The sequence below is a fragment of the Microbacterium imperiale genome, assembly GCF_017876655.1.
Taxonomy (GTDB): domain Bacteria; phylum Actinomycetota; class Actinomycetes; order Actinomycetales; family Microbacteriaceae; genus Microbacterium; species Microbacterium imperiale.
In genome coordinates this window covers 726,819-753,807 of sequence record NZ_JAGIOK010000001.1, presented here as the reverse complement: position 1 = coordinate 753,807, position 26,989 = coordinate 726,819, and the positions used below count along the sequence as shown (strand labels likewise).

The 26,989-nt window shown below is 69.5% G+C and carries 24 protein-coding genes; 16 read left to right on the top strand and 8 right to left on the bottom strand.

What is annotated here, in order from left to right; all coding sequences use genetic code 11:
• The first annotated feature begins 26 nt into the window (after positions 1-26).
• The 3 genes from JOF37_RS03690 to JOF37_RS03680 are packed head-to-tail and all read left to right on the top strand — an operon-like array spanning position 27 to position 2,862.
• Positions 27-1,400 (top strand): histidine kinase dimerization/phospho-acceptor domain-containing protein, encoded by a 1,374-nt coding sequence (locus tag JOF37_RS03690; RefSeq protein ID WP_210005181.1) that lies wholly within the window; start codon positions 27-29, stop codon positions 1,398-1,400.
• The gene (locus tag JOF37_RS03685) at positions 1,355-1,702 is read left to right on the top strand and encodes a sensor histidine kinase (protein WP_210005179.1); all 348 of its coding nucleotides are present in this window, start codon (positions 1,355-1,357) and stop codon (positions 1,700-1,702) included. The genes JOF37_RS03690 and JOF37_RS03685 overlap by 46 nt, the downstream gene beginning before the upstream one ends.
• Positions 1,699-2,862, top strand: coding sequence for a diguanylate cyclase domain-containing protein (locus JOF37_RS03680; RefSeq protein WP_210005177.1), 1,164 nt, complete (start codon positions 1,699-1,701; stop codon positions 2,860-2,862). Before JOF37_RS03685 ends, JOF37_RS03680 begins: the two co-directional genes overlap by 4 nt.
• A gap of 30 nt (positions 2,863-2,892) precedes the next feature.
• Here JOF37_RS03680 and JOF37_RS03675 read toward each other — a convergent pair whose 3' ends face one another.
• A complete protein-coding gene (locus JOF37_RS03675) occupies positions 2,893-3,621 on the bottom strand; it encodes a response regulator transcription factor (RefSeq protein ID WP_210005173.1) in 729 nt (242 codons plus the stop codon).
• 92 nt (positions 3,622-3,713) lie between these two features.
• Between JOF37_RS03675 and coaE the strand changes: the two genes are divergently transcribed.
• Together coaE and uvrB are read left to right on the top strand one after the other, a co-directional pair.
• Positions 3,714-4,310 (top strand): dephospho-CoA kinase, encoded by a 597-nt coding sequence (gene coaE / locus JOF37_RS03670; protein WP_210005171.1) that lies wholly within the window; start codon positions 3,714-3,716, stop codon positions 4,308-4,310.
• 68 nt (positions 4,311-4,378) lie between these two features.
• On the top strand, positions 4,379-6,460 hold the full coding sequence (gene uvrB / locus JOF37_RS03665; protein WP_210005170.1) for an excinuclease ABC subunit UvrB: 2,082 nt from the start codon (positions 4,379-4,381) through the stop codon (positions 6,458-6,460).
• 39 nt (positions 6,461-6,499) lie between these two features.
• Here uvrB and JOF37_RS03660 read toward each other — a convergent pair whose 3' ends face one another.
• Positions 6,500-6,736, bottom strand: a complete 237-nt coding sequence (locus JOF37_RS03660; protein ID WP_372445406.1) for a hypothetical protein — start codon at positions 6,734-6,736, stop codon at positions 6,500-6,502.
• A 42-nt stretch (positions 6,737-6,778) separates the two neighbouring features.
• Between JOF37_RS03660 and JOF37_RS03655 the strand changes: the two genes are divergently transcribed.
• The 11 genes from JOF37_RS03655 to JOF37_RS03605 all read left to right on the top strand — a co-directional run bounded on the left by JOF37_RS03655 (position 6,779) and on the right by JOF37_RS03605 (position 18,637).
• The gene (locus JOF37_RS03655; protein ID WP_210005166.1) at positions 6,779-7,216 is read left to right on the top strand and encodes a MarR family winged helix-turn-helix transcriptional regulator; all 438 of its coding nucleotides are present in this window, start codon (positions 6,779-6,781) and stop codon (positions 7,214-7,216) included.
• A 75-nt stretch (positions 7,217-7,291) separates the two neighbouring features.
• Positions 7,292-10,177 carry an excinuclease ABC subunit UvrA gene (uvrA, locus tag JOF37_RS03650; protein ID WP_210005164.1) on the top strand — a complete coding sequence of 962 codons (2,886 nt, stop codon included), beginning with the start codon at positions 7,292-7,294 and terminating at the stop codon, positions 10,175-10,177.
• A gap of 1 nt (position 10,178) precedes the next feature.
• Positions 10,179-12,077, top strand: coding sequence for an excinuclease ABC subunit UvrC (gene uvrC / locus JOF37_RS03645; RefSeq protein WP_210005162.1), 1,899 nt, complete (start codon positions 10,179-10,181; stop codon positions 12,075-12,077).
• A gap of 27 nt (positions 12,078-12,104) precedes the next feature.
• Complete coding sequence (rapZ, locus tag JOF37_RS03640) at positions 12,105-12,986, top strand: RNase adapter RapZ (protein WP_210005161.1); 882 nt, start codon at positions 12,105-12,107, stop codon at positions 12,984-12,986.
• Between the two features lie 41 nt (positions 12,987-13,027).
• Entirely contained in the window at positions 13,028-14,005 is a 978-nt protein-coding gene (gene whiA, locus JOF37_RS03635) for a DNA-binding protein WhiA (RefSeq protein ID WP_210005159.1), read from the top strand.
• 152 nt (positions 14,006-14,157) lie between these two features.
• Positions 14,158-14,778 carry a superoxide dismutase gene (locus JOF37_RS03630; RefSeq protein WP_210005154.1) on the top strand — a complete coding sequence of 207 codons (621 nt, stop codon included), beginning with the start codon at positions 14,158-14,160 and terminating at the stop codon, positions 14,776-14,778.
• A gap of 136 nt (positions 14,779-14,914) precedes the next feature.
• Positions 14,915-15,919: a type I glyceraldehyde-3-phosphate dehydrogenase gene (gap, locus tag JOF37_RS03625; protein WP_023951471.1), complete on the top strand. Its 1,005-nt coding sequence runs from the start codon at positions 14,915-14,917 to the stop codon at positions 15,917-15,919.
• Positions 15,920-15,924: 5 nt separating this feature from the next.
• Positions 15,925-17,139, top strand: coding sequence for a phosphoglycerate kinase (locus JOF37_RS03620; protein ID WP_210005152.1), 1,215 nt, complete (start codon positions 15,925-15,927; stop codon positions 17,137-17,139).
• Positions 17,130-17,918 carry a triose-phosphate isomerase gene (tpiA, locus tag JOF37_RS03615; RefSeq protein ID WP_210005150.1) on the top strand — a complete coding sequence of 263 codons (789 nt, stop codon included), beginning with the start codon at positions 17,130-17,132 and terminating at the stop codon, positions 17,916-17,918. Before JOF37_RS03620 ends, tpiA begins: the two co-directional genes overlap by 10 nt.
• A 114-nt stretch (positions 17,919-18,032) precedes the next feature.
• Positions 18,033-18,281: a preprotein translocase subunit SecG gene (secG, locus tag JOF37_RS03610; RefSeq protein ID WP_210007658.1), complete on the top strand. Its 249-nt coding sequence runs from the start codon at positions 18,033-18,035 to the stop codon at positions 18,279-18,281.
• Entirely contained in the window at positions 18,281-18,637 is a 357-nt protein-coding gene (locus tag JOF37_RS03605; RefSeq protein WP_210005146.1) for an RNA polymerase-binding protein RbpA, read from the top strand. Before secG ends, JOF37_RS03605 begins: the two co-directional genes overlap by 1 nt.
• A 96-nt stretch (positions 18,638-18,733) precedes the next feature.
• On the opposite strand, the gene pgl is transcribed toward JOF37_RS03605, so the two are convergent.
• From pgl to tkt, 6 genes are read right to left on the bottom strand one after another with little or no spacing between them, the layout of a single operon-like run.
• A complete protein-coding gene (gene pgl / locus JOF37_RS03600; RefSeq protein ID WP_210005145.1) occupies positions 18,734-19,507 on the bottom strand; it encodes a 6-phosphogluconolactonase in 774 nt (257 codons plus the stop codon).
• Between the two features lies 1 nt (position 19,508).
• The gene (locus JOF37_RS03595) at positions 19,509-20,450 is read right to left on the bottom strand and encodes a glucose-6-phosphate dehydrogenase assembly protein OpcA (RefSeq protein ID WP_210005144.1); all 942 of its coding nucleotides are present in this window, start codon (positions 20,448-20,450) and stop codon (positions 19,509-19,511) included.
• Positions 20,447-21,994, bottom strand: a complete 1,548-nt coding sequence (gene zwf, locus JOF37_RS03590) for a glucose-6-phosphate dehydrogenase (RefSeq protein ID WP_210005140.1) — start codon at positions 21,992-21,994, stop codon at positions 20,447-20,449. Before zwf ends, JOF37_RS03595 begins: the two co-directional genes overlap by 4 nt.
• 12 nt (positions 21,995-22,006) lie before the next feature.
• Positions 22,007-23,626 (bottom strand): glucose-6-phosphate isomerase, encoded by a 1,620-nt coding sequence (locus tag JOF37_RS03585; protein ID WP_210005138.1) that lies wholly within the window; start codon positions 23,624-23,626, stop codon positions 22,007-22,009.
• Positions 23,623-24,729: a transaldolase gene (tal, locus tag JOF37_RS03580; RefSeq protein WP_210005136.1), complete on the bottom strand. Its 1,107-nt coding sequence runs from the start codon at positions 24,727-24,729 to the stop codon at positions 23,623-23,625. Before tal ends, JOF37_RS03585 begins: the two co-directional genes overlap by 4 nt.
• Positions 24,726-26,804: a transketolase gene (tkt, locus tag JOF37_RS03575; protein ID WP_210005134.1), complete on the bottom strand. Its 2,079-nt coding sequence runs from the start codon at positions 26,802-26,804 to the stop codon at positions 24,726-24,728. The genes tal and tkt overlap by 4 nt, the downstream gene beginning before the upstream one ends.
• Between the last annotated feature and the right edge of the window lie 185 nt (positions 26,805-26,989).

The following is a 26,989-nucleotide window of genomic DNA, read 5'->3' as shown; positions in this document are numbered from 1 at the left end:
GGCCGGAGACGCGATAGTTTCGGACCATGGACATCGAAGCGCCCGAGCGCACGCGAGCGACCTATGTCCTGCCGCACTCGGCGCGCTGGATCGACGCTGTCCTGAGCGACGGCGACCGGGCACGATCGGCGATGCTGAACCAGATCGTCATCACGAGTGTCGTGCTCATCGTCGCTCTCGTCGGCCTCGCGGTCGGCTTCCGGGGCGACTCCGGTCTGTTCTTCCTCGCCGTCACCGGCGTCTTCGTGCTGACGGCGGTTGCCATCATCGTGCCGTGGGCGAGCATCCCGCCCCTCTGGCTCGCGGCCATCCCCATCGGCGACATCCTGGTGATCGCCCTCATGCGCATCGCGGAGCCCACGGGCGGGTTCGGTCTCCTCTGGGTGTTCCCGGTGATCTGGCTGGCGAGCGGGTTCGGCACCGCGGGCTGGATCAGCGGCATCGTCCTCTCGCTGGCGGCATACGCCGTCGTCGACCTCATCACCCGCGTGACGCCCTCCTCGTTCGGATTCGTTCTGCTGCCGCTGCTGCTGATCGCCGTGGGCACGTCGACGTATCTGAGCAGCCGCCGAGCGAGTGCCCAGCGGCTGCTGCTCGATCGGCAGGCCGCCGTGCTGACGCAGTCGCTCGAGCGCGCTCGACGCCACGAGCAGGTTCTGACGGAGGCCCTCGACCGCGTGGACTTCGGCGTCGCGCGCATCGAGACCGACGGGTCCGCCTCGATCATCAACGACGCCCACGCGCGCCTGCTGCGCGGCTCGCGTTCCAACGCGGCGGCGGAGGTGTTCACGGCCGACGGGTCGGCTCCGGTGGCCCCGGACGATCATCCGATGGCCCGGGTGCGTCGCGGTGAGGCGTTCACGGATGCGCGCATCCAGGTCGGCAGCGGTGAAGGTCGTCGCGTCCTGAGCGTCTCGTCCCGGCGCGTCATCGAGCCCGACGGTCGCGACTCCGGAGCCGTCGTCGTCACACGCGACGTCACCGCCGAGACCGATGCTTCGCGCGAGCGCGACGCTCTCGTGTCGTCCGTGTCGCACGAATTGCGCACGCCGCTCACCTCCATCCTCGGGTATCTCGAGCTCGCGATGGACACACCGGGGGTCCCCGAGGCGGCGCTCGAGAACCTGCGCGTGGCGGACCGCAACGCCGATCAGCTGCTGAGCCTCGTCGGAGACGTCCTGGCGGCCTCGAGCCAGAGCCGGTCCGCCGCCCAGGTCACGGTGGCGCCCGAGGACGTCGATCTGGCCGAACACGTCAACGCCGCGGTCGAGTCGATCCTGGTGAGCGCCAGCGAGCGCGGGATCGCCATCGACGTATCCCGTGTCGAACCCGCGCGCGCCTACGCCCCGACCCCGTGCGAATCCGACAGGTCCTCGACAACCTGCTCTCGAACGCGGTGAAGTACAACCGACCCGGCGGGCGGGTGTCGGTCGCCACGTCCGTCGGTGACCAGTGGTCCATCATCGCCGTGCAGGATTCCGGCGTCGGGCTCAACGAGGAGGACCTCGGTTCGGTGTTCCAGCGTTACTACCGCGGCGTCGCCGTCCGCGATTCCGCGGTGGCCGGCAACGGTCTCGGCCTCGCCATCAGCCGCGACATCGTGCGTCGCCACGGTGGCGACATCACCGTCAGCAGTGTGCTGGGTGTGGGCTCCACCTTCACCGTGACACTGCCGACGCGGCGACCGGGAGCAGGCGCATGATCGACCAGTTCTCCGTCTCGCTCGTGACGGCCGTCGTCGTGCTGGTGTGCGCGGTGCTGTTCGTGTTCGACACCCTGCTTCGCCGCCCCGACCAGAGCGGACGGTTCTGGGCGGCCGGTTTTCTGGGTGCGGTGCTGACGACCTTGTTCTACGTCGTGTGGGCCGCGCAGCCGGACACCTCGTGGGCGGTCGTCGGCGGCAACACCTCCTCCGTCGTGGGCACCGGCCTGATGTGGCTCGGATGCCGCGGCTACAACCACCGCCCGGTGGTCCTGCCCGGCATCGCGGTCGCCGTCGGTGGTGCCGCGACCGCCGTTGCCGCCCTCGCGGAGTTCGGGACGGGTGGCGACGACTGGTCCGGAGCGTTCGTGATGTTCATCGGGCTGAGCGTCTTCGCTGCGGCGGCGGCCGTGGAGTGCTTCCGTCGGGCCCTCGGCGCCTCGAGAACCGCTCTCCCGCTCGGGATCGTGTTCGGCATCGAGTCACTGTTCTACGGTGCGCGTGTCGTGATCGTCGCGACCCAGGGGTACGGCGAGACGTTCCACACCTGGGTGGGCACGGTCGCCACCAGCATCCTGACCGTGGTCCTGTCGATCACCGCTGTGGTGACCGTGTCGATCCTGCGGGCCGGCCGTGTCGGTCTGCGGGGGAGCGATCGCTCCGAGGGCGGCGAGAATGCGGCCGGCGGCATCCTGTCCGAGACCGCGTTCGCCTCGGCGCTGACGAACAACGCGCGACGTGCCGAAGCGCGCCGGGAGCTGCTCGCGGTCTCGGTGATCGAGCTCGAGGGCCTGGAGTACATCTCGACGGCGTTCGGACTGGACGTGCGCGACGAGGTCGTGCGGACTTGGCGTGCGACGATGACCGAGAATGCGCCGACGCTCGCCGTGATCGGCGAGACCGGTACGGAGCGGATCGGCGTCATCACGGTCGTGGCGTCGGCGCTCGACGCCAGACGGCAGGCGATGACGCTGTACCGCTCGCTGTTCCAGTCGCTCGCGTCTGTCGAGGGCGGCGTGCTTCCCGCCATCGGGATCGGTGTCGCGTTGAGCGACGCGGGGGGTTACGATCCCGACCGGCTCGTCGAGCTCGCCTCATCAGCCGCGGTCCGTGCGTCGTCGGGCGTCGCGTCGGCGGTGCTCCTGGCCGAGCCCGTCTGAGCTTCCTGCGAACGGGTGGAGGAGCGGGACTCAGCCCGCGACGAGGCGGTACCCGGTGCCCTGATCCGAGGCGATCTGCGTCGTCGAGCCCGCAGCGCTCACGGCACGACGGAGTCCCTCGACAGCGCGTTCGACCGCTCGGACCTCGTCCGCATCGGCCGCTTCCGCCCGGGAGCGCGCGCGCAAAGCCACCGCGATCTCCTCCTTCGTGCGGGCGCGTCCGTTGGCCGCCACGAGCTGACGCAGCACCGATGCCTCGACCGGAGCGACACCGATCTCGAGGTCGGCGACACGCAGCACGCCCTGTTCGACGGCCAGATCGGCGAAGCTCACGCGCGCCGGCTCGGTCGGCGCCGCCGCGCTGATCGGATCGGTGATGACGGGAGAGCTCTCGCGTCGGCGATGCGACGGGATGGCGGCGAGCCGGGCTTTGAGATCGCGGGGTCGGAACGGCTTGCCGAGGTACTCGTCACCGCCGGCGGCGCGACCGCGCTCCGCGTCGCCCGCTTCGACGAAGGCGGAGATGAAGATGATGTAGGTGTCGCTGAACTCGCGAACCCGTCGGGCCACCTCGAACCCGTCGATGCCGGGAATGTTGACGTCGAGCGTCGTGACATCCGGCGATACGGAACGGATGAGCTCCACCGCGTCGAGGCCGTTCTCGGCGCCGTGCACGGCGTAGCCGCTGGACTCCAGGATCGCCGTCAGCAGACTCCGGATGTCGGCCTGGTCTTCGACGACGACGGCGGTGCGCTCCACGGTGATCCCACCTTCCGCAGGTCTCTCTTTCGTCTCATCGTATCCGGAGCGCGGGATCGCGGCGGGGCTGACGCGCGTGGCATCCTCGGGGTATGCCCTTGATCGCACTGACCGGCGGGATCGCGTCGGGGAAGTCCACCATCGCCCGTCGTCTCGAGGAGCACGGCGCGGTCGTCATCGACGCGGACGCGATCGTGCGCGACGTGCAGCGGCCCGGTTCCGAGGTGCTCGAGCGCATCGCCGCGGAGTTCGGCGCGCAGGTGCTGGCGCCGTCGGGGGAGCTCGACCGTGCGGCGCTCGCCGCGGTCGTGTTCTCGGATGCCGCCGCGCGCGAGCGGCTCAACGCGATCGTCCATCCGGCCGTGCGGTCCGAGTCGCAAAGACGCTTCGATGCGGCGCTCGCGGCACAGGAGGATGCTGTGGTCGTCTACGACGTGCCGCTGCTGGTGGAAGCACGCGTCGACGATCCCTGGGATCTCATCGTCGTGGCGCACGCTCCCGCAGCGGTGCGCGCGGACCGGCTGCAGCGGCTGCGCGGGATGACCGCGGCGCAAGCGGCGGACCGCATCGCCGCCCAGGTCCCGGATGAGCAGCGCCTGGCGATCGCGGACGTCGTCATCGACACCTCCGGCTCCCTCGACGACACGACGGCGCAGACGGACGCCCTGTGGCGGCGGCTCGTCGGGTGACGTCCGAGCGATGCACGCTCTGAGCGAAGCCGGGCCGCCGTGTCGGTGGCCCCGCCTACGCTGGAGACATGCAGACGACGCGCTCCGTGCGGCCCTTCGAGGTCGTCAGCGAATACGTTCCCAGTGGTGACCAGCCCCAGGCCATCGCCGAGCTGGCAGCGCGCATCAACGCCGGTGAAACGGATGTCGTCCTGCTCGGCGCCACCGGTACCGGCAAGTCCGCGACGACGGCCTGGCTCATCGAGCAGGTCCAGCGGCCCACGCTCGTGATGGCGCACAACAAGACCCTCGCTGCGCAGCTGGCCAACGAGTTCCGCGATCTGATGCCGAACAACGCGGTCGAGTACTTCGTCAGCTATTACGACTACTACCAGCCAGAGGCATACGTCCCGCAGACGGACACCTTCATCGAGAAGGACTCGTCGATCAACGCGGAGGTCGAGCGTCTGCGCCACTCGACGACCAACTCGCTGCTGAGCCGCCGCGACGTCGTCGTGGTCAGCACGGTGTCGTGCATCTACGGCCTCGGCGCGCCCGAGGAGTATCTGCGGGCCATGGTGGCGCTGCAGGTGGGGGAGCGGTACGACCGCGACGCCCTCATCCGCAAGTTCATCGCGATGCAGTACAACCGCAACGACGTCGACTTCTCGCGCGGGAACTTCCGCGTTCGCGGCGACACGATCGAGATCATCCCGGTGTACGAGGAGTACGCGATCCGCATCGAGCTGTTCGGCGACGAGATCGAGGCGCTGTACATGCTGCACCCGCTCACCGGCGACGTCGTGCAGAAGATGGACAGCGTGCCCGTGTTCCCGGCATCCCACTACGTGGCGGGAACCGAGACGGTGCAGCGCGCCATCGGCACCATCGAGCACGAGCTCGAGCAGCGGCTGAAGGAGTTCGAGAGCCAGGGCAAGCTGCTCGAAGCGCAGCGTCTGCGCATGCGCACCACGTTCGACCTCGAGATGCTGCAGCAGCTGGGGTTCTGCTCGGGCATCGAGAACTACTCGCGGCATCTCGACGGCCGCATGCCCGGCGACCCGCCGCACACCCTGCTCGACTTCTTCCCCGACGACTTCCTCCTCGTCATCGACGAGTCGCACGTCACCGTCCCGCAGATCGGAGCGATGTACGAGGGCGACGCTTCGCGCAAGCGGACGCTCGTCGACCACGGCTTCCGTCTCCCGAGCGCGATGGACAACCGGCCGCTTCGCTTCGACGAGTTCAAGGAGCGCGTGGGGCAGGCGGTCTACCTCTCGGCCACGCCGGGCCGGTACGAGATGGGCATCGCCGACGGCGTGGTCGAACAGATCATCCGCCCGACCGGTCTGGTCGATCCCGAGATCATCATCAAGCCGTCCAAGGGGCAGATCGACGACCTGCTCGAAGAGATCCGAGTGCGGGTCGAGCGGGACGAGCGGGTGCTCGTGACGACGCTGACGAAGAAGATGGCGGAAGAGCTGACCGACTTCCTGGGCGAGCACGGCGTGCGCGTCCGCTACCTCCACTCCGATGTCGACACGCTGCGGCGCGTCGAGCTGCTGACCGAGCTGCGCCAGGGCGTGTACGACGTCCTGGTCGGCATCAACCTGCTGCGCGAAGGCCTCGACCTGCCGGAGGTCTCGCTCGTGGCGATCCTCGACGCCGACAAGGAGGGCTTCCTCCGATCCGGGACGTCGCTCATCCAGACCATCGGTCGTGCCGCGCGCAACGTGTCGGGTCAGGTGCACATGTACGCCGACAAGATCACCGATTCGATGAGTGCCGCGATCGAGGAGACCGAGCGCCGGCGAGAGAAGCAGATCGCCTACAACACGGAGCATGGCATCGATCCGCAGCCCCTGCGCAAGAAGATCGCCGACATCACCGACGCACTCGCGCGCGAGGCATCCGACACCCGCGACATGCTCAACGGCAAGGCCAGCGCGCGCAACAAGTCGGGCAAGGGGAAGAGCCCGACGCCGCAGCTGCGCCGCGAGGGGCTGGCTGCCGAGGGTGCGCAGCAGCTCGAGGCGACCATCGAGGATCTGTCGCAGCAGATGCTCGCTGCCGCCGCCGAGCTGAAGTTCGAGCTCGCCGGCCGCCTGCGTGACGAGGTCCAGGACCTCAAGAAGGAGCTGCGGGCGATGGAGCGCGCCGGCCACGCCTGACGACCTGCACAGCCCGTTCCACGCGGAGGGTCAGCGCGGTCAGCGGGGGCAGTGCAGCAGCGGCTTCGGGCCGGTGCGGTCGACGTCGTGCTCCGACATGGGGTGGCCGCACAGCGGACAGGCGCGCCCGGTGCGGACCGGCTCCGGCTCGGTGTCGTACGGACCGACCGAGGCCGGTCCCGCCGCACGGATGAGTCGCGCATTGAGGTAGGCATACCAACCCCCGGCCTCACGCACGCGGGTGCGGAACGGAGGACGGCGCTCGGACTCGGTCATGATCATCAGTGTACTAACGATTAGGCCGTATAGGATCGCTCCGTGGACTCACCCGAGGATCTGCTCGCGCTCGAGAACCAGTTGTGTTTCGCGCTGGTCACTGCCGCGCGCAATGTGGTCGGGATCTACCGGCCCGTGCTCGAACCGCTCGGGCTGACGCATCCGCAGTACCTCGTCATGCTGGCGCTGTGGGAGCGTTCGCCGCAAGCGCTCCGCGAGCTCGCGGCCGACCTCGCGATGGAGCCGGCGACGCTGTCGCCGTTGGTGAAACGACTCGAGGCGCAGGGTCTCGTCACGCGTGGGCGCCGCGCGGCCGACGAGCGCGTGCTCGAGATCGGTCTGACCGACGCCGGCCGCCGGCTCCGCGCGGAGGCGCTCGAGGTTCCGGGACGCGTGATGGCGGCCGTCGGGATGACCACGGAGCAGATCGCCGCCCTGCGTGACGCGCTCGCGCCCTTCGCCGGACGTCGCTCGCGCTGATGGCCCGCGCTCCCGACGGGTCTGCCCAGGGCGAACCGCGGAGCCCGTGTCGGAGGCCCGACCTAGACTTGTGCGGTGCCCATCGTCCCCGTCGCTTCCTCCTCGAAACTCAGCGTCCGCGGTGCCCGCGTCCACAACCTGAAGGATGTGGATCTCGACATCCCGCGCGACAGCCTCGTCGTCTTCACGGGCCTGTCCGGCTCGGGCAAATCGAGCCTCGCCTTCGACACGATCTTCGCCGAGGGGCAGCGTCGCTACGTCGAGTCGCTCAGCGCGTACGCGCGTCAGTTCCTCGGTCAGGTGGACCGCCCCGACGTCGACTTCATCGAGGGACTCAGCCCCGCCGTGTCGATCGACCAGAAGTCGACGAACCGCAATCCGCGTTCGACGGTCGGGACGATCACCGAGATCCACGACTACATGCGACTGCTGTGGGCGCGCATCGGCGTGCCGCACTGTCCCGAGTGCGGGGAGCGGATCCAGCGGCAGACGGTCCAGCAGATCGCGGACCAGCTGATGGAGCTGCCCGAACGCACGCGCTACCAGGTCGTCGCGCCGGTCGTCACGCAGAAGAAGGGCGAGTTCGTCGACCTCTTCAAGGAGCTCAGCGCGAAGGGCTACGCGCGAGCGGTCGTGGACGGCGACGTCATCTCGCTGGCCGAGCCGCCCACGCTCAAGAAGAGCTACAAGCACGACATCGCGGTCGTCGTCGACCGCCTCGTCGCCGGACCCGATCTGCTCACCCGCGTCACCGACTCGGTCGAGACCGCGCTGGCCCTCGCCGGCGGCGTCATCAAGATCAACTTCGTCGACGAAGAGGGCGATGCCGCGTGGCAGAGCTTCAGCGAGAAGCTCGCGTGCCCGAACGGCCACGCGCTGCAGCTGACCGAGATCGAGCCGCGCACGTTCTCGTTCAACGCGCCCTTCGGCGCGTGCCCGACGTGCTCGGGGCTGGGCACCCGCATGTCGGTCGACGCGGAGCTGATGCTCGGTGACGAGGACCTGTCGATCGCCGGGGGCGTCCTGCTGCCGTGGACGACGCAGGGCAAGGGCCTGTTCCAGTACTACGAGCGCCTGCTCGAGGGGCTCGCCTCGGATCTGAAGTTCTCGCTCAAGACGCCGTGGCGCAAGCTGCCGGCCGAGGTGCAGGATGCGGTCCTCCGCGGCGAGAACTACAAGGTGACGGTCAAGTGGAAGAACCGCTACGGCCGCGAGATGCGATACGCCTCGGGCTTCGAAGGCGTCATCCCGTACATCGAGCGGCAGTATCTGCAGGCCGAGACCGACACGCAGCGGCAGCGCTGGGCGGAGTATCTGCGCGAGGTGCCGTGCCCGGCGTGCGACGGTGACCGCCTCAAGCCCGAGGTGCTCGCCGTGCGCGTGCACGACAGCTCCATCGCCGACGTGGCACGGCTGAGCCTGGCCGATGCTCAGGCGTACTTCAACCAGCTCGAGCTCACCGAGCGCGAGGCGAAGATCGCGGCCGCGGTGCTGCGCGAGATCCGCGCGCGTCTCGACTTCCTCATCGAGGTCGGTCTGAACTACCTGAGCCTCGGGCGGGCCGCCGGCTCGCTGTCGGGTGGCGAGGCCCAGCGCATCCGGTTGGCCACGCAGATCGGATCGGGTCTCACGGGCGTGCTGTACGTCCTCGACGAGCCCTCGATCGGTCTGCACCAGCGCGACAACCGCCGGCTGATCGACACCCTCGTCAAGCTGAAGAACCTCGGCAACACGCTCATCGTCGTCGAGCACGACGAAGAGACGATCGCCGCCGCGGACTGGGTCGTCGACATCGGTCCGCGCGCCGGCGTCGAGGGCGGCAACGTCGTCCACTCCGGCCCGTACGACGCGCTGCTCGCAGACACGGACTCGATGACGGGCGACTACCTCTCCGGGCGTCGTGCTCTCGAGACACCGAGCAAGCGCCGCAAGATCGACAAGAAGCGGATGCTGACGGTCGTGGGCGCTCGCGCGAACAACCTCAAGAACGTGACGGCGGAGTTTCCGCTCGGCGTGCTCACGTCCGTCACCGGGGTCAGCGGCTCGGGCAAGTCGACGCTGGTCAACGGCATCCTGTACGAAGTCCTCGCCACACGGCTCAACGGCGCTCGGCGCGTGGCGGGCAAGCACACCCGGGTGACCGGACTCGACAACCTCGACAAGGTCGTGCACGTCGACCAGGCTCCGATCGGCCGCACGCCGCGTTCGAACCCGGCCACGTACACCGGTGTGTTCGATCGCATCCGCACGCTGTTCAGTGAGACCCCTGAGGCGAAGGTGCGCGGCTACCTCCCCGGCCGGTTCTCGTTCAACGTCAAGGGCGGTCGCTGCGAGGCGTGCTCCGGCGACGGCACGCTCAAGATCGAGATGAACTTCCTGCCCGACGTGTACGTCGACTGCGAGGTGTGCCACGGCAAGCGATACAACCGCGACACCCTCGCGGTGCACTACAAGGGCAAGAACATCGCCGAGGTGCTCGAGATGCCCATCTCGGAGGCCGCGGAGTTCTTCGAGCCGATTCAGGCCATCCACCGCTACCTCAAGACCCTCGTCGACGTCGGCCTCGGCTACGTCCGTCTCGGGCAGTCCGCCACGACGCTCTCGGGCGGCGAGGCGCAGCGCGTCAAGCTCGCGACCGAGCTGCAGCGCCGGTCGAACGGCCGCAGCATCTACGTCCTCGACGAGCCGACCACGGGTCTGCACTTCGAAGACGTCCGCAAGCTGCTGGAGGTGCTCAACGGGTTGGTCGACAAGGGCAACACCGTCATCACGATCGAGCACAACCTCGACGTGATCAAGGCGTCCGACTGGATCATCGACCTGGGGCCCGAGGGTGGTGCCGGTGGCGGCACGATCGTGGCGACCGGGACGCCGGAGCAGGTCGCCGGCGTCGCGGAGAGCCACACCGGTCAGTTCCTCGCCGAGATCCTGGGGGCCCCGGCGGCACGCAAGGCGGGCTGAGATGGCGAACGTCCTGCCGTATCGCCCGAAGGCGGGGGAGATCCCGACCGACCCGGGCGTCTACCGGTTCCGCGACGCGGATGGGCGCGTGCTGTACGTCGGCAAGGCGAAGAACCTGCGGGCACGGCTGTCCAACTACTTCGCGCCGCTGCACACGCTCCACGAGCGCACGCGACGGATGGTGACGACCGCGGCATCCGTCGAGTGGACCGTCGTCGCGACCGACGTCGACTCGCTCCAGCTCGAGTACATGTGGATCAAGGAGTTCGATCCGCCCTTCAACGTCCGGTACCGCGACGACAAGTCGTACCCGTTCATGGCCATCACCCTCGGCGATGAAGCGCCGCGCGTCATCGTGACGCGCAACCGCCGCATCCCCGGAGCGAAATACTTCGGGCCCTACCCGAAGGTCTGGGCCGTGCACGAGACGATCGACCTGATGATCAAGGTCTTCCCGATCCGCACGTGCAGCGACTCGTCGTACAAGAAGGCCATGGCTTCGGGGCGCCCCTGCTTCCCCGGGCAGATCGGGCGCTGCGGCGGCCCCTGCTCGATGAAGGTGACGATCGAGGAGCATCGCGCGATCGTCGACGACTTCGTCGCCTTCATGTCGGGCGGCGACCAGCGTTTCGCCCGCGAGCTGACGACACGCATGCGCGAGGCCGCGGCGGCCATGGACTACGAGTCGGCCGCCGTGTACCGCGACCGCCTGCAGGCGATCGACGCCGTGCTGAACAAGAGCGCCCTGGTGCTCGAGGACGACATGGACGCCGATCTGTTCGGGATCGCCGAGGACGAGCTCGCGGCCGCCGTGCAGCACTTCGTCGTCCGCGGCGGCCGCATCCGCGGCGTGCGGGCTTCGACCATCGAGAAGGAGATCGACATCGCGGGAGCCGATCTCGTCGATCAGGTCCTCCAGCGCGCCTATGGGGATGCCGCCGCCGGCGACATCCCGCGCCATGTCTTCGTCCCGGCGCTGCCCGACGACTCCGGCGAGCTCGAGCAGTGGCTGCAGAACCGCCGGGGGCGGCGGGTGACGATCCAGGTGCCGCAGCGCGGCCGCAAGGCCGACCTGATGAAGACGGCGAGCATCAACGCGCAGCAGGCGCTCATGCTGCACAAGACCCGCCGCACGAGCGACTACGTCGCGCGGAGTCAGGCGCTGACCGACCTGCAGGAGGCGCTCGGCCTGACCGAGGCCCCGCTGCGCATCGAGTGCTACGACGTCTCGCACCTGTCGGGCACCAATGTGGTGGCATCCCTCGTCGTGTTCGAGGACGGGCTACCCCGCAAGGACCAGTACCGCATCTTCGGTGTGAATGAGACGACGGATGACACCGACTCGATGTATCAGGTGCTGACCCGGCGCCTGGCTCATCTGGATCATCCGGAGGAGGACGAGGAGCCGGTGCCCGATGCGACGGCGGACGGAGAGGTCGTCACCGTCCGCAAGCGCCCGCGGTTCGCGTATCGGCCTCAGCTGCTCGTCGTCGACGGCGGAAAGCCGCAAGTCGAGGCGGCGGCGCGCGCGCTCGCGGACGCCGGCCACAGCGAGATCGCGCTGTGCGGCATCGCGAAGCGCCTCGAGGAGATCTGGCTGCCGGGGGAGGAGTATCCCGTCATCCTGCCGCGCACCTCCGAGTCGCTGTACCTGCTGCAGCGTCTGCGCGACGAGGCCCACCGCTTCGCGATCGTGCATCAGCGCAAGCGGCGCAAGCGCGACATCTCATCGGTGCTGAGCGAGGTACCGGGTCTCGGCGCGGCGCGCATCAAGGCGCTGCTGCGGCACTTCGGCTCGGTTGCGGCGCTCAAGCAGGCCACACCCGAGCAAATCCAGGAGCTGCCCGGCATCGGGCCACGGTTGGCCGAGGCTATCCATCGCCACCTCGCGGCCGGATAGGCTGGTGATCAGCGGACGACAGGGGTGATGACGGTGGCGGACGAGGTCCCGGCGGGCGAGATTCTGATCGTGACGGGCATGTCGGGTGCCGGGCGCACGACCGCGGCGAACGCTCTCGAGGACCTCGGGTGGTACGTCGTCGACAACCTCCCGCCGCAGATGCTCCGGCCCCTGCTCGAGCTGAGCGAACTCGCGGGCAACGCGCTGCCGCGCGTCGCGGCCGTCGTCGATGTGCGCGGCGGCGACCTGTTCACGGCGCTGCCCGAGATCACCCGGGCGCTGCGCCACGGCCGCTCGCTGCGCGTGCTGTTCCTCGATGCGGCCGACGAGGTCCTCGTGCGACGCTTCGAAGCTGTCCGTCGCCCCCACCCGCTTCAGGGCGACGGCACCCTGGTCGACGGCATCCGTCGCGAGCGGGAGCGGCTGGCGCCGATCCGCGAGAGCGCCGACGTGATCGTCGACACCTCGCTGCAGAACATCCACCAGCTCGCCACGTACATCGCCGATCTGTTCAGCGCCGACGACAGCGCCCGTCACACCGTGACGGTCATGAGCTTCGGGTTCAAATACGGGCTGCCGCCCGACGCCGACCTGGTCGCCGACATGCGGTTCCTGCCGAACCCGTTCTGGAATCCCGACCTCAAGGCGCTGACGGGCGAAGACCCGGCTGTTCGCGCCGACGTCCTCTCGCACGCGGGGGCGGGGGAGTTCATCGACGCCTACGCCGCCGCACTGAAGCCGGTTCTGCGCGGCTACCAGGAAGAGAACAAGCGTCACTCCGTCGTCGCCGTCGGCTGCACCGGTGGCAAGCACCGTTCGGTCGTGACGGCCCGCGAGCTCGTCGAGCGGCTGCGCGGCCTGCCGGGCGTCGCCGTGCGACTCAAGCACCGCGACCTCGGTCGCGAGTAGGCTATTCCTTCGTCCCCCGAACCCCCTGCCGAAGGAGCGCCGTGCCGCTGACCGCTGACGTCAAGACCGAGTTGGCTGCGATGCGCGACCCTCGACCCGCCGCCCGTGTGGCGGAGGTGACCGCGATCCTGCGCTTCGCCGGTGGTCTGCACTCGATCGCCGGCCGCGTCGCCGTCGAGGCGGAGGTCGACTCCGACATCCTCGCCCGCCGAGTGGCGCGCGAGCTCGTCGAGATCTACGGCGTGCGCCCCGAGCTGGCTCGGATCCAGGCGTCGGGCGGGCGCGACGGGGCCACCTTCGCGGTCCGCGTGCGCGAGGGCGGCGAGACGCTCGCGCGTCAGACGGGCCTGCTCGACCAGCGGCGGCGTCCCGTGCGCGGACTGCCGAACCGCCTGACGACGGGCTCGCGTCCCGACCTCGCCGCGCTCTGGCGCGGGGCATTCCTCGCCGCGGGGTCGCTGTCCGACCCCGGTCGATCGGCGGCGCTGGAGATCTCGTGCCCCTCGCCCGAGGCCGCGATGGCGCTCGTCGGGGCCGCGCACCGGCTGGGCATCGCCGCGAAGGCCCGCGAGGTGCGAGGCATCCCGCGCGTCGTCGTCCGCGACGGCGAGGCGATCCGGCAGACACTCGCCGAGATGGGCGCGACCCGTACCGCCGACACCTGGGATCAGATGCGTCAGCGCCGCGAGGTGCGCGCCGGCGTGAACCGACTGGTGAACTTCGACGACGCTAACCTCCGCCGCTCCGCGCAGGCCGCGGTCGCCGCCTGCGCACGCGTCGAGCGCGCCCTGGAGATCCTGGGCGATGAGGTCCCCGATCACCTCAAGCAGGCGGGAGACCTCCGCCTCGCGCACCGGGACGCGAGCCTGGACGAGCTCGGGCACCACGCGGACCCGCCGCTGACGAAGGACGCCGTGGCCGGCCGCATCCGTCGGCTCCTCGCGATGGCCGACAAGAAGGCCGCCGCAGAGGGACTGCCCGACACGGAGTCCGCGGTGCCCGCCGGACTCGCCGACTGACCGCCCCGACCGTTACACCGCATTCCGCGCGGGAAGCAACGGGGTGTATCTCGCGTTGCCCCTCAATAGGATGAAAACGTCCACGAGGTGCGCGCTCGCGCGCCTTCGACAGCAATAGCCGCGCACCGCGCGGTGCTGACAGGAGATACAGAATGCCGAAGTACACCCTTCCCGAGCTTCCCTACGACTACGCGGCTCTCGAACCGCACATCAGCGGCAAGATCATGGAGCTGCATCACTCCAAGCATCACCAGACCTACGTCAACGGAGCGAACACCGCTCTCGAGCAGCTCGCCGAGGCGCGCGAGACCGGCAACCTGGCGAACGTCAACAAGCTCGAGAAGGACCTCGCGTTCAACCTCGGCGGCCACGTCAACCACTCGATCTTCTGGACCAACCTCTCGCCCGAGGGCGGCGGAGAGCCCGAGGGTGAGCTGCGCGCCGCCATCGACGAGTTCTTCGGTGGTTTCGACAAGTTCCAGGCGCACTTCACCGCCGCCGCCACCGGCATCCAGGGCTCCGGCTGGGCCGTGCTCAGCTGGGACCCGATCGGTGCGCAGCTGATCATCCAGCAGCTGTTCGACCAGCAGTCGAACACGGCGCAGGGCACCATCCCGATCTTCCAGCTCGACATGTGGGAGCACGCCTTCTACCTCGACTACCTCAACGTCAAGGCCGACTACGTCAAGGCAGCGTGGAACATCGCCAATTGGCAGAACGTCTCGGAGCGCTTTGTGACGGCTCGCGAGAAGACGGCCGGCCTGCTCGCGTAGTAGGGTCATAAACAGGTGAGGATGCCGGGTCCCTCCCGGCAACGGGAGTCGATCCGGCATCCTCTTCTTTTTCAACTGATCGCGTTTCGGTCACCCAGCACGGGCTTCGCCGGCGCGACGAGAAACGGGAGACATCGTGTCTGTCAAGATCGGCATCAACGGCTTCGGCCGCATCGGACGCAACTACCTCCGCGCCGCCCTCGCTCAGGGCGCGGACCTCGAAATCGTGGCGGTGAACGACCTCACCGACAACAAGACCCTCGCGCACCTGCTCAAGTACGACTCCATCCTCGGGCGCCTCGACGCCGAGGTCACGTACTCCGAGGACTCGATCACGGTCGGCGGCAAGACCATCAAGGTCTTCGAAGAGCGCGACCCCGCGAACCTTCCCTGGGGCGAGCTCGGCGTCGACATCGTCATCGAGTCGACCGGCCGCTTCACCAACGCCGAGGACGCCAAGAAGCACATCGCCGGCGGCGCGAAGAAGGTCCTGATCTCGGCTCCCGCGAAGGGCGAGGACGGCACGTTCGTCATCGGCGCGAACGAGGACCTCTACGACCCCGAGAACCACAACGTCATCTCGAACGCGTCGTGCACGACCAACTGCCTGGCCCCGCTGGCCAAGGTCCTCAACGACGAGTTCGGCATCGTCAAGGGCCTCATGACCACGGTCCACGCCTACACGGCCGACCAGAACCTGCAGGACGGCCCGCACAGCGACCTCCGCCGTGCCCGCGCCGCCGCGCTCAACATCGTCCCGACCTCGACGGGTGCCGCGAAGGCCATCGGCCTCGTGCTGCCCGAGCTCAAGGGCAAGCTGGACGGCTTCGCGCTCCGCGTCCCGGTTCCCACCGGCTCCGCCACCGACCTGACCGTCGAGCTCGAGCGCGAGGTCACCGTCGACGAGATCAAGGCCGCTTACAAGGCTGCCGCCGAGGGTCCCCTCAAGGGCATCCTCAAGTACACCGAGGACGAGATCGTCTCGAGCGACATCGTCACGGACGACCACTCCTGCATCTTCGACGCCGGCCTGACCCGCGTCATCGGCAACCAGGTCAAGGTCGTCGGCTGGTACGACAACGAGTGGGGCTACTCGAACCGCCTCGTCGACCTCACCGAGCTCGTCGCCAGCAAGCTCTGACGATCATGGCTCTGCGCACCCTCGATTCGCTGGGTTCGCTCGCAGGCAAGCGCGTCATCGTCCGTGTTGACTTCAACGTCCCCCTGAAGGACGGCGTCATCACGGACGATGGCCGCGTGCGCGCGGCGCTGCCGACGATCGACCACCTGATCGGCCAGGGAGCGCGTGTCATCGCGTGCTCCCACCTCGGGCGCCCCGACGGGGCCCCCGACCCTCCCTACTCTCTCGAGCCCGTGGCCCAGCGCCTGTCGGAACTGCTCGGCAAGCCCGTCGCCTTCGCCGGCGACACGGTGGGCGAGTCGGCGGAGCAGGTCGTCGCGGCCCTCGGCGACGGTGACGTCGCGGTCATCGAGAACCTCCGCTTCAACCCGGGCGAGACGGCGAAGGATGCCGCCGAGCGGCGTGCGTTCGCCGAACAGCTCGCAGCTCTGGGCGACGTTCTCGTCTCGGACGGTTTCGGTGTCGTGCACCGCAAGCAGGCGTCGGTCTACGACCTCGCCGAGCTGCTGCCTTCGGCTGCCGGCTACCTCATCGAGAAGGAGGTCGAGGTCCTCGACCGTCTGACCGAGAACCCCGAGCGTCCGTACGCGGTCGTGCTCGGCGGCTCGAAGGTCAGTGACAAGCTCGGCGTCATCGAGCACCTCCTTCCCCGTGCCGACAAGATCCTCGTCGGTGGCGGCATGCTCTTCACCTTCCTCGCGGCGCTCGGTCACAAGGTGGGCAAGAGTCTGCTCGAGACCGACCAGCTCGAGACGGTCAAGGGCTACATCGCGACGGCTCAGGAGCGCGGCGTCGAACTCGTGCTCCCGGTCGACGCCGTCATGGCGTCGGGCTTCGCGGCCGACGCCGACCATGTCGTCGCGGCAGCGGACGCTCTCGAAGACACCGCGTTCGGTGCGGACGGCATGGGCCTGGACATCGGGCCGAAATCGGCCGAGCTGTTCGCCGACGCCATCCGCTCGTCGCGCACGGTGTTCTGGAACGGCCCCATGGGCGTGTTCGAGATGCCGGCGTTCGCAGCGGGCACCCGTGCTGTCGCGCAGGCGCTGACCGAGGTGGACGGACTGTCCGTCGTCGGTGGCGGCGACTCCGCCGCAGCCGTCCGTCAGCTCGGCTTCGACGACGCGGCGTTCGGTCACATCTCAACCGGCGGCGGCGCGTCGCTCGAATTCCTGGAGGGCAAGAAGCTCCCCGGTCTGGAGGTACTCGGATGGGCGTGAACCGTCTGCCGCTCATCGCGGGCAACTGGAAGATGAACCTCGACCACCTGCAGGCGGTCGCGTTCGTCCAGAAGCTGCACTGGACCCTCAAGGACGCGAAGCACGAAGAGGACTCGGTCGAGGTCGCGGTGTTCCCGCCCTTCACCGACCTCCGCACCGTGCAGACGCTCCTGGACGCCGACAAGATCCCGTTCGCGCTCGGCGCGCAGGACCTGTCGACGAAGGACTCGGGCGCCTACACGGGCGAGATCTCGGGCGCTTTCCTCTCGCAGCTCGACTGCCGGTACGTGATCATCGGACACTCCGAGCGACGCGAATACCACGCGGAGACCGATGAGGTCGTCGCGGCCAAGGTCCAGGCGGCACTGCGCCACGGGCTGGCGCCGGTCATCTGCGTCGGCGAGACCGCTGAGGACCTCGAGAAGCACGGCGCCTCCGCGGTGCCCGTCGCGCAGCTCCAGGCCGCCCTGGCCGGAGTCGCGGCGGATGCCGACATCGTCGTGGCCTACGAGCCGGTCTGGGCCATCGGGTCGGGCCAGGCGGCGACGCCGCAGCAGGCGCAGGATGTCTGCGCGAAGCTGCGCGAGGTCGTGGGCTCCGCCCTCGGCGCCGACGCCGCGGCGCGCACGCGCGTCCTCTACGGCGGTTCGGTGAAGTCGGCGAACATCGCCGGATTCATGCGGGAGCCGGATGTCGACGGCGCCCTCGTCGGCGGCGCGAGCCTGGTCGCCGACGAGTTCGCGGCGATCATCCGCTACCAGAAGCACGTCGGCGTGTGACGTCGAACGGCCCGGCGCTCACGCGAGCGCCGGGCCGTTCGCGTCCCCGCTGGGCGGCTCGTTATACTTGACCCTCGTGCGATCGGAACGATCGCCGGAAAGGTGACGACCACCGTGGAGATCCTCGAGTTCGCGCTGCAGGTGCTTTTGGGCATCACCAGCCTGCTCCTCACCCTCCTGATCCTGCTCCACAAGGGGCGTGGGGGAGGCCTCTCCGACATGTTCGGTGGCGGCATGAGCTCCGCGATGGGCTCGTCGGGCCTCGCTGAGCGCAACCTCAATCGATTCACGATCGTGCTGGCTCTGAGCTGGTTCATCGCCATCGTGGCCCTCGGCCTCATCACGAAGTTCTCGGTGCTCTGATGGCCACCGGAGGCAACGCCATCCGCGGCACCCGTGTCGGTGCGGGCCCGATGGGCGAACAGGACCACGGCCACCACGCCGACCGCGTCGCGATCTCGTACTGGGACGCTCTCGGAAACGAGACCGTCCGCTACTTCGCGGCCGGCATCGCGGACGAGGAGATCCCCGAGGTCATCGACTCGCCGCACTCCGGCCTGCCCGCGGGTCGTGACAAGGCCAATCCGCCGGCCGTCGCCAAGACCGAGCCGTACAAGACCCATCTCGCGTACGTGAAGGAGCGCCGTACCGACGACGAAGCGGCGCAGCTCCTCGACGACGCGCTGCAGCAGCTGCGCGAGCGCCGCGGTCTCAACTGACCTCAACTGACCGACGTCGACACCGAAACGCAGAAGAGCGGATGCCGAGGCATCCGCTCTTCTGCGTTTCCCGTGCGAGTCGCGGGGACCGACCAGTCAGTACTGGTCGTCGATGAGCTCCGGCGGCACCTGAGCGGCGGTCGCCTCGTCCGTGAAGAGGATCGTTCGCCGGGTGCCCTTCGCGCCCGCGGCCGGGACGCTGTGATAGCTCGCGCCGGCCAGCGCCAGCCCGAGGGCCGCGGACTTGTCCGGGCCGACGAGGACCATCCACACCCGCTTCGAGGCGTTGATGACCGGACGGGTCAGCGTGACGCGATCTGCGGGCGGCTTGGGGGAGTCGTGGACGGCGGAGGCGGCGCGGTCAGTGAGCGTGATCTCGGGGCGGTCGGGGAACAGCGACGCGATGTGTCCGTCAGAGCCGACCCCGAGGAAGCAGATGTCGAACACGGGCCAGGCCGACCCGTCGGATCCGAAGGCCGCGAGCTCGTCGGCGTAGGCTGCCGCGGCCGACTCGGCGTCATCCGTCTCGTCGGCCGCCGCGATGGCGTGGACGTTGGCGGACGGGACGCTGATGCGGTCGAGGAAGGCGCGCCGAGCCAGGGCATCGTTGCGTTCCTCGCTGCCCTTGGGCACGAACCGCTCGTCGACCCACCAGAAATGGACGTGCGACCAGTCAACGGCGTCGACCCGGGGGTGCGCGCCCAGGCGGGTCAGCACGTCACCGATGATCCCGCCGCCGGCCAGGCCGACGTGAACGGTGCGGCCATCCGCACCCCACGTGCCCACGCGGTCGAGGAAGCGATCGGCGACGGCCTGCGTCAGGCTGTCGGGGTCGGCACTGATGACGACGCGTTTCTCTGCCGTCGCCACCTCAGGCGCCCTGCTCCGGCGCGCCGTGCAGCCGCTGCCATCCCTCGGTGATCACGCGGCCGTACAGGACGTCGGGTCCGAGGCGGCGCAGCTCCTCGGCGAGGCATTCGCGCAGCGTCCGGCGGGGAAGGACCAGGTCGTGCGACGGCTGCCCGGACTGGGTCAGCGTCGCATCCACCGGCGTCGACCGCTCGAGCAGCACGTCGCCGCTCGGCCGCTTGAGGCGGACGCTGCGGATGCCGTGCTCCCACTCGTCGCTGGGCGCGTAACGCCATTCGACGGGGACGTCGAGCATGAGGCGCAGCCAGGCCGCGAGCAGCCCGGTCGAGGGCGAGCTGCCGCTGCCGATGACCTCGACCGCGGTGACCGGCTCGTAGGGCGGCTGGTCGAGCACCGCCGCGAGCTGTTCCCGCCAGTGCGTCAGGCGCGTCCAGGCCAGGTCGGTGTCGCCGGGCGCGTAGCCGTCACCCAGAGCCGCGAGGCGTCCGCTGTCGTAGGGCAGAGTCGAGGCGTCGGTGATGCGGCGCTGCGCGATGCGGCCGATGGGCGACTGCGACGGCCGTGCCGGCGGGTGATCGGGCCACCAGGCCACGACGGGAGCGTCGGGCAGCAGCAGGCCGGTGATGAGTGCCTCGTCGTTGCTCGCGGCGCCGCCGCTGGCGCGAAGCACCACGACCTCGCTCGCGCCGGCGTCGCCGCCCACGCGGATCTGGGCGTCGAGCTTCGACTCGCCGTCGGGCTGCGTGATGAGCACGATGACCCGCATGGGGTGCTCGCGCGAGGCGTCGTTGGCCGCCTCGATGGCGTCCTCCTCGAGCCCGTGGGATGTCGCGATCACGAGCGTCAGCACGCGGCCGAGGGCGACGGCGCCGCCCTCCTCGCGCACGTTGACCAGCTCACGGGCGATCTTCGACACCGTGGTGTCGGGCAGGTCGACGATCATGGACGCCTCCAGACGCGGCCGTCGCGGGCCAGCAGTTCATCTGCGGAAGTGGGGCCCCACGAGCCGGGGGCATACTGCTCGAGCGGTCCGCCCTGCTCGGCCCAGAACTTCTCGACCGGGTCGAGGATGCGCCACGACAGCTCGACCTCTTCGTGACGGGGGAACAGCGGCGGGTCGCCGAGCAGCACATCGAGGATGAGGCGCTCGTAGGCCTCGGGGCTGGACTCGGTGAACGCGTGGCCGTAACCGAAGTCCATCGTCACGTCGCGCACCTCGGTGGCGGCGCCGGGCACCTTCGAGCCGAAACGGATCGTGACGCCCTCGTCGGGCTGGACCCGGATGACGAGCGCGTTCTGCCCGAGCTCCGTGGTCTGGTTGCGCAGGAAGAGGTGCTGCGGGGCGCGCTTGAACACCACTGCGATCTCGGTGACGCGACGGCCGAGCCGCTTGCCGGTGCGGAGGTAGAACGGAACCCCGGCCCAGCGACGCGTGGCGATGTCGACCTTGATGGCCGCATACGTCTCGGTGGTCGACTGCGGATCCATCCCCTCCTCGGCGAGGAACCCGGTGACCTCCTCACCGCCCTGCCAGCCGCCGGCGTACTGTCCGCGCGCCGTGGCGGTCGACAGATCCTCGGGCAGCTGAACCGCGGCGAGCACCTTCTCCTTCTCGGCGCGCAGGTGGTTCGCCTCCATCGAGATGGGCTCTTCCATCGCGGTGAGCGCGAGCAGCTGCAGCAGGTGATTCTGGATGACGTCGCGGGCCGCGCCGATGCCGTCGTAGTAGCCGGCACGGCCGCCGACGCCGATGTCCTCGGCCATCGTGATCTGGACGTGGTCGACGTAGTTGGCGTTCCAGATCGGCTCGAACAGCTCGTTCGCGAAACGCAGCGCGAGGATGTTCTGCACCGTCTCCTTACCGAGGTAGTGGTCGATGCGGAAAATGGAGTCGGCCGGGAAGGCCACTTCGAGCGCCGCGTTGAGCTCGCGGGCCGTCTTCAGGTCGCTGCCGAACGGCTTCTCGATGACGACGCGGCGCCACGTGTCGCTGTCGGCGTTCTCGTCGACCAGGCCCGAGTCCTTGAGCTGCTTCGCCACGATGGGGAAGTCCTTCGGCGGGATCGACAGGTAGAACGCGTGGTTGCCCATCGTGCCTCGATCGACGTCGAGCTTCTCGACGGTCTCGCGCAGACGGCTGAACGCGTCGGCGTCACCGAACTCGCCGGACACGAAGCGGATGCCCTGCAGCAGCTGCTTCCAGGTCTCCTCGCGGAACGGCGTGCGCGCGTACTGCTTGACGGCGGCGTGCACGACCTCGGCGAAGTCCTGGTCCTCCCAGTCGCGGCGGGCGAAGCCCACGAGCGCGAAGCCCGGTGGCAGCAGCCCGCGGTTGGCGAGGTCGTAGACGGCGGGCATGAGCTTCTTCCGCGACAGGTCGCCGGTGACGCCGAAGATCACGAGGGCGCTGGGCCCCGCGATGCGGTTCAGGCGGCGGTCGTCGGGATCGCGCAGAGGGTTGTGGGCGCGCGAGATCTCCACGGTCATGGGAGGGTCTTCCTACTGGGCTGCTTCGAAAAGGGTGAGGACCTCGGTGGCGGGATCCGTGAGGGTCAGCGTCACGACGGGGCGGCCGCGTTCGGCCAGCACCGCGGCGTCGCCGGATGCCTGTGCCTCGATCAGTCGACCGAAGGTGAAGGGGCGCCCGGGGATCTCGAGGTCGACGTCGGTGCGTTCGGTGATCTGGAGGAACACCCCGTTCGCCGGTCCGCCCTTGTGGTACTGACCGGTGGAGTGCAGGAACCGCGGTCCCCAGCCGAACGTCGTCGGACGGCCCGCGTCGGCGGCGATGAGTTCGCGCACGCCGGCCAGCTGCGGCACGGAGCCTCGGTCGACGTACGCCTGCACCGCGACGTAGCCGTCCGCGGGCACGCGCTGCCACAGAGCCGACAGGACGCCCGCCAGGGTGCCGTCCGCCGCGAGCGACGGTTCGGAGACGCGCACCTCGACGCCGTTCTCGACGAACGCCGGCGCTGTCGGGACGGGCTGCGCGTCGAGCAGACCGCGGGCGGCGGCCTTGGCCGCCTCGACGTCGGGCTGATCGAACGGGTCGATGCCGAGCAGTCGTCCCGCGATCGCCGTCGCGTACTCCCAGACGAGGAACTGCGCGCCGAGGGAACCGCTGACGAGGATCTCGCCCGGGTGCTGCTCGAGGATCTGGAAGTGCACCGCGTCGCCGACCAGGCGGACCACCTGCAGGTCATCCAGAGGGAGGTCGAGCTCGGGCGAGAGCGGTGTCATGACGACGGGCAGGATGCCGGTCCCGGACTTGCCCGTCGACTCCGCGATGAGCTGCTCGATCCAGTCGGGCAGACCGACGATGTGGGTGCCGTCGCTGATGAGCGCCAGCTTGTCGCGCCGCGGCTGTCCACCCGCGATCGCCGCGGCCAGCACGAGCGCCGGGTTGCGCGGGTCATCGACGGCGACCTCGAGCAGGGTCGCGTCCGCTTCGTCGAGCAGCTGCCCGATGTCCGCACCGGCAAGGCCCGCGGGCACGAGGCCGAACGCCGTGAGTGCCGAGTAGCGCCCGCCCACGTTGGGGTCGGCCGCGAACACCCGGTGACCGGCTGCGCGCGCCTCGGCCTCGAGCGGCGAGCCCGGGTCGGTGACGACGACGATGCGGTCGGCCGGGTCGATGCCGAGATCGCTCCACGCAGCGGCGAACGCGCGCCTTGCGGCATCCGTCTCGACCGTCGATCCGGACTTCGACGACACGACGAGCACGGTCTGCTCGAGACCGCCCGTCTCGGGGTCGCCGTCGATCGCCGCCAGCACCTGGCCGGGGGCGGTGGAGTCGAGGATCGTCAGGGGCACGCCGTGCGTGCGGGCGATCACCTCGGGTGCGAGCGAGGAACCACCCATCCCCGCGAGCACGACACGGGTCACGCCGCGCGCGACGAGGTCCGCGCGGAGCGCCTCGATCTCGGCGACCAGCGGGCGCGAGACCGTGACGGCCTGGACCCACCCGAGGCGCCGAGACGCCTCGTCGGCGGCATCCGGTCCCCACAGGTCGGCGTCGCCGGCGGTGATCCCGCTTGCGACGAGATCGGCGACGAGGCCCGGGACCGTCTGCTCGACGACCTCGGAGACGTGACCCGAGACGTGGATCTCGAAGCTCACCGGGCGCTCTCCAGGGCTGCCGTCACCGTGCCCTGCAGGTCGTGCCAGGACGCGATGAACTTGTCGACGCCCTCGTCCTCGAGCAGCTGGGTGACCTCGTCGAGGTCGACTCCGACGGCGGCGAGGTCGGCGAACACCTTGTGCGCCGCCTCGTAGCCCCCGGTGACCGTGTCGCCGGAGATCACGCCGTGGTCGAAGGTCGCCTGGAGCGTCTTCTCGGGCATGGTGTTGACCGTGCCGGGAGCCACGAGCTCGGTGACGTAGAGGGTGTCGGGCAGTGCGGGGTCCTTGACGCCCGTCGACGCCCACAGCGGACGCTGCAGGTTCGCGCCGGCGGCGACGAGGTCCTGCGCGCGCTGCTCGGCGAACTTCTGCTCGAACAGCTCGTAGGCCAGACGTGCGTTCGCGACGCCGGCGAGCGACTTCAGCTCGTTCGCGGCATCCGTGCCGATGGCGACCAGACGCTTGTCGACCTCGGTGTCCACACGCGAGACGAAGAACGACGCGACCGAGTGGATGCCGCCGAGGTCGATGCCGGCCTCGCGAGCGCGCTCGAGACCCGTCAGGTACGCCTCGATGACCTCGCTGTAGCGCTCGAGCGAGAAGATCAGCGTGACGTTGACGCTGATGCCCGCGGCGATGACCTCGGTGATCGCCGGCAGGCCGGCCTTGGTCGCGGGGATCTTGATGAGCACGTTCGGACGGTCGACGGCCGCGGCGAGCTTCTTCGCCTCGGCGATCGTCGCGTCGGTGTCGTGGGCGAGGTCGGGGGAGACCTCGATCGACACGCGGCCGTCGACGCCGCCGGTCTTGTCGAAGATCGGGCGGAAGATGTCGGACGCGTTCCGGACGTCCGTCGTGGTCAGCTCGAAGATCGTGTCGTCGGTGGACGCGCCGGCCTTGGCCTGCGCCTCGATCGCCTCCTCGTAGCCGACACCCGCGCTGATCGCCGCCTGGAAGATCGACGGGTTGGTCGTCACGCCGACGACGTTGCGCGTGTCGATGAGCTCCTGGAGATTGCCGGTCGTGATCCGCTGACGCGACAGATCGTCGAGCCAGATGCTGACGCCGGCGTCGGAGAGGTCCTGGGTGGGGGTGCTCATGCGTTGTTCTCCTCAACGGTTGCGCGGGCGGCCGCGACGACGGCCTCGGTGGTGATGCCGAACTTCTCGAACAGGGTCTGGTAGTCGGCCGATGCGCCGAAGTGGTCGATGCCGACGGAGCGACCACGGTCGCCCACGAGCGAGCGCCACAGCGGGGTCGCGCCGGCCTCGACCGAGACGCGGGCCCGCACCGCGGCGGGCAGCACCGACTCGCGGTAGGCCTCGTCCTGCTCGGCGAACCACTCCAGCGAGGGAGCCGACACGACGCGCGCCTGGATGCCGTCGGCGGCGAGCTGCTCGCGGGCCTCGACGGCCAGCTGCACCTCGGAACCGGTGGCGATGATGATGACGTCCGGCTGGCCGCCCTCGGCGTCGACGAGCACGTATGCGCCCTTCGCGACGCCTTCGGTGGTGGCGAAGCCGTCCTCACCGCGGGGGAACACCGGGATGTTCTGACGCGTCAGGGCGATGCCCGCGGGTCCGGCCTGACGGCGGAGCAGCTCGTGCCACGCCGCGGCGGTCTCGTTCGCGTCGGCGGGGCGGATCACCGCGAAGTTCGGGATGAGGCGCAGCGACGAGATCTGCTCGATCGGCTGGTGCGTCGGGCCGTCCTCGCCGAGGGCGATGGAGTCGTGCGTCCACACGTAGATCGACGGGATGTTCATCAGGGCGGCCAGACGCACCGCGGGGCGCATGTAGTCGCTGAAGATGAGGAAGGTGCCGCCGAAGGCGCGCGTCTTGCCGTGCAGGACGATGCCGTTGACGATGGCGCCCATCGCGTGCTCGCGGATGCCGAAGTGAAGGACGCGGCCGTAGGGGTCGCCCGACCACTCGTGCGTGGACCACTCGGTGGGGATGAAGCTCTTGCCCGACTTGATCGTCGTCAGGTTCGACTCGGCGAGGTCGGCCGAGCCTCCCCACAGCTCGGGGAGCTGGTCGGCGAGGGCGTTGATGACCTGCCCGCTCGCCGCACGCGTCGAGACCGCCTTGCCCGCCTCGAATGCGGGGACGCTGACGTCGGCGGGCAGCTCGCCCGACTCCAGGCGATCGAGCAGCGCCTTGCGCTCGGGCTTGGCCTCGGCCCAGGCGTCGAAGGCCTTCTGCCACTCGGCGCGGTCGGCCGCCGCGCGCTCGGCGAGCGACCGGGTGTGGGCGATGACGTCGTCGGCGACCTCGAACGTCTTCTCGGGGTCGAAGCCGAGCACCTTCTTGGTGGCGGCGAGCTCGTCGGCACCGAGAGCCGAACCGTGGATCTTGCCGGTGTTCTGCTTGCCGGGAGCGGGCCAGCCGATGATCGTCTTCAGGACGATGAGGGAGGGCTTGTCGGTCTCGCCCTTCGCGGCCTCGATGGCGGCGTAGAGGGCGGCGACGTCCTCGACGTACTCGCCGGTGCTCTTCCAGTCGACCGTCTGCACGTGCCAGCCGTAGGCCTCGTAGCGGGCGGCGACGTCTTCGGTGAAGGCGACGTTGGTGTCGTCCTCGATCGAGATCTGGTTCGCGTCGTAGATCGCGATGAGGTTGCCGAGCTGCTGGTGGCCTGCGAGCGACCCGGCCTCGGCCGTGATGCCCTCCTGGATGTCGCCGTCGCTGGCGATCACGTAGACGTAGTGGTCGAACGGGGACGTGCCGGGCGCGGCATCCGGGTCGAAGAGTCCGCGCTCATAGCGTGCGGCGTAGGCGAAGCCCACGGAGGTCGCGAGGCCCTGGCCGAGCGGGCCGGTCGTGATCTCGACGCCCTTGGTGTGGCCGTACTCGGGGTGACCCGGGGTGAGGGAGCCCCACGTGCGCAGCGCCTTGAGGTCGTCGAGCTCGAGCCCGAAGCCGCCGAGGTACAGCTGGACGTACTGCGTGAGCGAGGAGTGGCCGGCGGAGAGGATGAACCGGTCGCGTCCGAGCCAGTCGGTGTCGGTCGGGTCGTGCCGCAGCACCCGCTGGTACAGGAGGTAGGCGGCGGGGGCGAGGCTCATCGCCGTCCCCGGGTGGCCGTTGCCCACCTTCTCCACCGCATCCGCGGCCAGGACGCGGGCGGTGTCCACCGCGCGCCGATCGACCTCATCCCAACGAAGTTCCGACACTCGGTCGCCTTTCTCGAGAGGCAGCGCCGGCGCATGCCGCTCCGCAGTCAGGAAGGGAGGGTTTCGGCGCTGGCGCGCGTGTGCCTTCAGCATAGCGAGCACGCCGCGACGCCGGGGCCGCCGCGTCGCCGTGTGACAGACGTGGTAGGGGAGCGGCCTCCCGGGAGCCGGCTCGGCGGCATGAC

Bases quoted from the DNA above. Each gene is read 5' to 3' on its own strand.
- uvrB (WP_210005170.1), top strand. From the start codon at position 4,379: ATGCAGACGACGCGCTCCGTGCGGCCCTTCGAGGTCGTCAGCGAATAC.
- JOF37_RS03605 (WP_210005146.1), top strand. From the start codon at position 18,281: ATGGCCACCGGAGGCAACGCCATCCGCGGCACCCGTGTCGGTGCGGGC.
- zwf (WP_210005140.1), bottom strand. From the start codon at position 21,994: ATGACCGTGGAGATCTCGCGCGCCCACAACCCTCTGCGCGATCCCGAC.
- tal (WP_210005136.1), bottom strand. From the start codon at position 24,729: ATGAGCACCCCCACCCAGGACCTCTCCGACGCCGGCGTCAGCATCTGG.
- JOF37_RS03595 (WP_210005144.1), bottom strand. From the start codon at position 20,450: ATGATCGTCGACCTGCCCGACACCACGGTGTCGAAGATCGCCCGTGAG.
- uvrC (WP_210005162.1), top strand. From the start codon at position 10,179: ATGGCGAACGTCCTGCCGTATCGCCCGAAGGCGGGGGAGATCCCGACC.
- JOF37_RS03630 (WP_210005154.1), top strand. From the start codon at position 14,158: ATGCCGAAGTACACCCTTCCCGAGCTTCCCTACGACTACGCGGCTCTC.
- JOF37_RS03690 (WP_210005181.1), top strand. From the start codon at position 27: ATGGACATCGAAGCGCCCGAGCGCACGCGAGCGACCTATGTCCTGCCG.
- JOF37_RS03660 (WP_372445406.1), bottom strand. From the start codon at position 6,736: ATGACCGAGTCCGAGCGCCGTCCTCCGTTCCGCACCCGCGTGCGTGAG.
- tpiA (WP_210005150.1), top strand. From the start codon at position 17,130: ATGGGCGTGAACCGTCTGCCGCTCATCGCGGGCAACTGGAAGATGAAC.
- JOF37_RS03680 (WP_210005177.1), top strand. From the start codon at position 1,699: ATGATCGACCAGTTCTCCGTCTCGCTCGTGACGGCCGTCGTCGTGCTG.
- coaE (WP_210005171.1), top strand. From the start codon at position 3,714: ATGCCCTTGATCGCACTGACCGGCGGGATCGCGTCGGGGAAGTCCACC.
- rapZ (WP_210005161.1), top strand. From the start codon at position 12,105: ATGACGGTGGCGGACGAGGTCCCGGCGGGCGAGATTCTGATCGTGACG.
- JOF37_RS03620 (WP_210005152.1), top strand. From the start codon at position 15,925: ATGGCTCTGCGCACCCTCGATTCGCTGGGTTCGCTCGCAGGCAAGCGC.